Origin of the sequence: Pseudoalteromonas sp. S558, assembly GCF_005886635.1 — a bacterium.
Lineage (GTDB): Bacteria > Pseudomonadota > Gammaproteobacteria > Enterobacterales > Alteromonadaceae > Pseudoalteromonas > Pseudoalteromonas aliena.
Map to the genome: position 1 here is coordinate 1 of NZ_PNDU01000036.1, position 3,754 is coordinate 3,754.

A 3,754-nucleotide genomic window follows, 5' to 3' on the forward strand; every position below is an offset into this window, starting at 1 on the left:
ATTTTCAGTGAAAGCAAGGCGAATTTACGCGTCAATAGCGGGCCTATTGCAAGTAAATTCAACGCAGTTAGCGCTGAAAATAGCTGCTTGAGATAGATTTATTATCCAGAGTTCAGGTTATTTAGCTATTTAAATACATCGATCTATAAAAACAGCTTTGTTAGTAAAACAATGATCCCAATAAATTGACTACCCAGATCAATAAATAAAATGATCTAAAAGTCTAAAACTACATTTTGTAAATTTATCGTAAATCACTTTTTTACTGACTCAAATATTAAAAAGATTTTAAGAATATGACGTTAATGAGTTTTTTTGTCACTATTTTGTGTTTTTTTTACCATCATTTTAATTTACACGTTACACTTTCATAAAAATGTCATACTTAGTCATAATAATGAAAACTAATTCGATAGCCTAAGAGATAAATTGGAATGTCACGTAAAGTACTAGTCGTAGATGACGAAGCTCCTATCAGGGAGATGTTAGTTTTTGTTTTAGAGCAAAATGGATTTCAAGCAATTGAAGCAGAAGATTACGACTCTGCTATTGCAGCCATGGTAGAGCCGTACCCAGATATGGTTTTACTTGATTGGATGCTACCTGGTGGTAGCGGTATTCAAATTGCTAAAAAGTTTAAGCAAAACGAACATACCCGCCAAATCCCAATTATTATGCTTACAGCCCGTGGCGAAGAAGAAGATAAAGTACGTGGCCTTGAAGTAGGTGCAGATGATTACGTTACCAAGCCGTTTTCGCCGAAAGAATTAATGGCGCGTATTAAAGCGGTTATCCGTCGTGTGTCACCAACCTCGCTAGAGGAAGCTATAGAAGTGCATGGCTTACGTTTAGACCCTATTTCGCATCGAGTTACCTCAGAAGGGAATGAACTTGATATGGGGCCAACTGAGTTTAGATTACTGCACTTTTTTATGACTCACCCAGAGCGTGTTTATAGCCGTGAACAACTACTTGATCATGTATGGGGCACTAATGTTTATGTAGAAGATCGAACGGTTGATGTGCATATTCGTCGCCTGCGTAAAGCAATTGGCCCGTTAGGGCATGATCGCTTGGTGCAAACTGTACGTGGCGCGGGCTATCGTTTTTCGAGTAAACTATAATATATTGAAAAAAGAAACTTATTTGTAACGTACGTGTGTATTACTACTCTAAGGTAAAGTGAGTGTATGTATCGAGTTGTTAATAAGCAGGCGTTAGTAAAGCGTCTGTTTATCTATTTTTTACCCTTACTACTAATTGGTGTGCTAGTTGGCGCACCATTTTTGCTTTTATTTTTAGGATCTTTTTCCCTCCTTATTTGGCATTACCATCAACTATACCGTTTGAGCGATTGGCTTTTAAATCAGCGCAGTTTTAATCCGCCTGAAGGTGAAGGCGCGTGGGAACAAGTATTTGAAGGCATTTACCACCTGCAACATCGCAACCGTAAAAAACGTAATGAACTTGCCGATTTAATTCGTCGTTTTCGCGATGGAGCTGAAGCCGTACCCGATGCCGTTATCGTATTACAAAATGATTTAAGTATTGTCTGGTGCAACCAATTAGCGCTTAAAGTACTTGGTCTGCAGTGGCCAACCGATCATGGTCAACGGCTTGATAATTTAATTCGTGAGCCTAAGTTTGCTAAATACATGCACAAAGGTGAATTTGACGATGCTCTCGAACTTGATAACGGGCATGCTGTAGAACAAATACTTGAGTTTAGGGTTATGCCGTACGCAAGCACTCAGCTTATGGTTGTGGTGCGTGATGTAACGCGGTTGAAGCAACTAGAACAAATGCGTAAAGACTTTGTTGCCAATGTGTCGCATGAGCTACGTACTCCGCTTACGGTCGTTACGGGCTATCTTGAGATGATGGATAGCGACATGATGCCGCCACCGGCTATGTGGGGTAAAGCGCAAAAAACCATGCTTGAGCAATGTAAACGCATGGACAGTTTAGTGAGTCAGTTATTATCGCTTTCGCGTATTGAGGGCGCACGCCGTCAAGATAACGACAAAGCGATTAATGTCCCTCTGCTACTTAGTTATATTAAAACCGAAGCGCAATCAATCAATCAGGATAAAGGACACGAACTGATTTTTGATATAGATGACAGTTTAGATATTAAAGGTTCTGAGGATGAGCTGCGTAGTGCGTTTTCTAATTTAGTATTTAATGCAATTCATTACACAAAGCCTGGCGGTAAAGTAAACGTGTGCTGGGAACGTAAAAATGATCTGGCGTGTTTTACAGTAACCGATAATGGTGATGGCATTGCACCTGAGCATATTAACCGTTTAACTGAACGTTTTTATCGAGTAGATAAAGCACGCAGTAGAACAACGGGAGGGTCAGGCTTAGGCCTTGCAATTACAAAACACGTACTAACCCGCCATGATAGCCAGTTAAATATTACTAGCGAATTAGCTAAAGGATCGTGTTTTTCTTTTTGTTTTTCAATAGATAAGATAGTTCCATTAGCTAAAGAAATAGCTTGATAAGTAAAGTCATAAAAGTGTCACTTAAGAGTAATCTAACTGTCATGTACTCACTTTAGAGTGGGCAACAGTTAGAAAATGGAACGAACAAACCGGAGAATCCACCATGAGATTTAAAAACTTAGTTGCCGCAATGGGTGTGGCTGTTACAACTTTCGTATCTGCACAAGCAGTTGCACTAGACAAAGATATCCCTGAGTACCAAAAAATTAGTGGTGTTTCAGGTAACTTTTCATCGGTAGGCTCTGACACTCTAGCCAACATGATGACGTTCTGGGCTGAAGAATATAAACGTATTTACCCAAATGTAAATATTCAAATTCAAGCCGCAGGTTCATCTACTGCACCACCGGCATTAACCGAAGGTACTGCTAACCTAGGTCCAATGAGCCGTGCAATGAAATCAAAAGAAATCGAAGCGTTTGAAAAACGTTACGGTTACAAACCAACAGCAGTTCGCGTAGCTATTGATGCACTTGCTGTTTACGTACACAAAGATAACCCAATTGAAGGTCTTCGTATTGACCAAGTAGATGCTATTTTCTCATCTACTCGTAAGTGTGGTGCTTCTGAGCAAGTAAATCGTTGGAGTGAAGTTGGTTTAACAGGTAACTGGGCAGCACGCGATATTCAACTTTATGGACGTAACTCGGTATCAGGTACATACGGTTACTTTAAGAAAAAAGCATTGTGTAAAGGTGATTTCCGTAACAATGTAAATGAGCAACCAGGTTCTGCATCAGTAGTACAATCAATTTCATCGTCACTAAATGCAATTGGTTATTCTGGTATTGGTTATAAAACATCGGGCGTACGTACAGTGCCACTTGCTAAAAAAGGCGATAACTTTGTTGATGCAACACTAGATAACGTTGCTCAAGGTAAGTATCCACTGTCTCGCTTTTTATATGTATACGTGAACAAACACCCAAATAAACCGCTATCACCTATGGAAGAACAATTTTTAAGAATGGTACTTTCAAAAGATGGTCAGCAAATTGTAGAAAAAGATGGGTATGTACCACTATCTGCAAAGTTAGTTAAAGTAGAACTTAAAAAGCTTGGTTTAAACTAATACCAATTGCATTAAATTAGTGAGTTATTATAGCGATAAGAAAATAGCGCAATAACAAGGCTAAAATTATGATACATAGTTGTTCTATGTATCATAATTTTTAACGTAGTGAGTGAGTTATTTAATACGCTAGAATGATCATGTTTTTAATAAAATTGTTATAATTTTTATT

Annotated in this window: 3 protein-coding genes; all 3 read left to right on the plus strand. The window is 38.6% G+C overall.

Annotated features, from left to right (window positions below; genetic code table 11):
* Nucleotides 1-434: 434 nt before the first annotated feature.
* The 3 genes from phoB to CWB66_RS03065 all read left to right on the plus strand — a co-directional run bounded on the left by phoB (nucleotide 435) and on the right by CWB66_RS03065 (nucleotide 3,582).
* Nucleotides 435-1,124, plus strand: coding sequence for a phosphate regulon transcriptional regulator PhoB (gene phoB / locus CWB66_RS03055; protein WP_006791869.1), 690 nt, complete (start codon nucleotides 435-437; stop codon nucleotides 1,122-1,124).
* Nucleotides 1,125-1,190: 66 nt separating this feature from the next.
* Nucleotides 1,191-2,507, plus strand: coding sequence for a phosphate regulon sensor histidine kinase PhoR (phoR, locus tag CWB66_RS03060; RefSeq protein WP_077535829.1), 1,317 nt, complete (start codon nucleotides 1,191-1,193; stop codon nucleotides 2,505-2,507).
* A 106-nt stretch (nucleotides 2,508-2,613) separates the two neighbouring features.
* Complete coding sequence (locus CWB66_RS03065; protein ID WP_138584298.1) at nucleotides 2,614-3,582, plus strand: PstS family phosphate ABC transporter substrate-binding protein; 969 nt, start codon at nucleotides 2,614-2,616, stop codon at nucleotides 3,580-3,582.
* Nucleotides 3,583-3,754: the final 172 nt, after the last annotated feature.

Bases quoted from the DNA above. Each gene is read 5' to 3' on its own strand.
- phoB (WP_006791869.1), top strand. From the start codon at position 435: ATGTCACGTAAAGTACTAGTCGTAGATGACGAAGCTCCTATCAGGGAG.
- phoR (WP_077535829.1), top strand. From the start codon at position 1,191: ATGTATCGAGTTGTTAATAAGCAGGCGTTAGTAAAGCGTCTGTTTATC.
- CWB66_RS03065 (WP_138584298.1), top strand. From the start codon at position 2,614: ATGAGATTTAAAAACTTAGTTGCCGCAATGGGTGTGGCTGTTACAACT.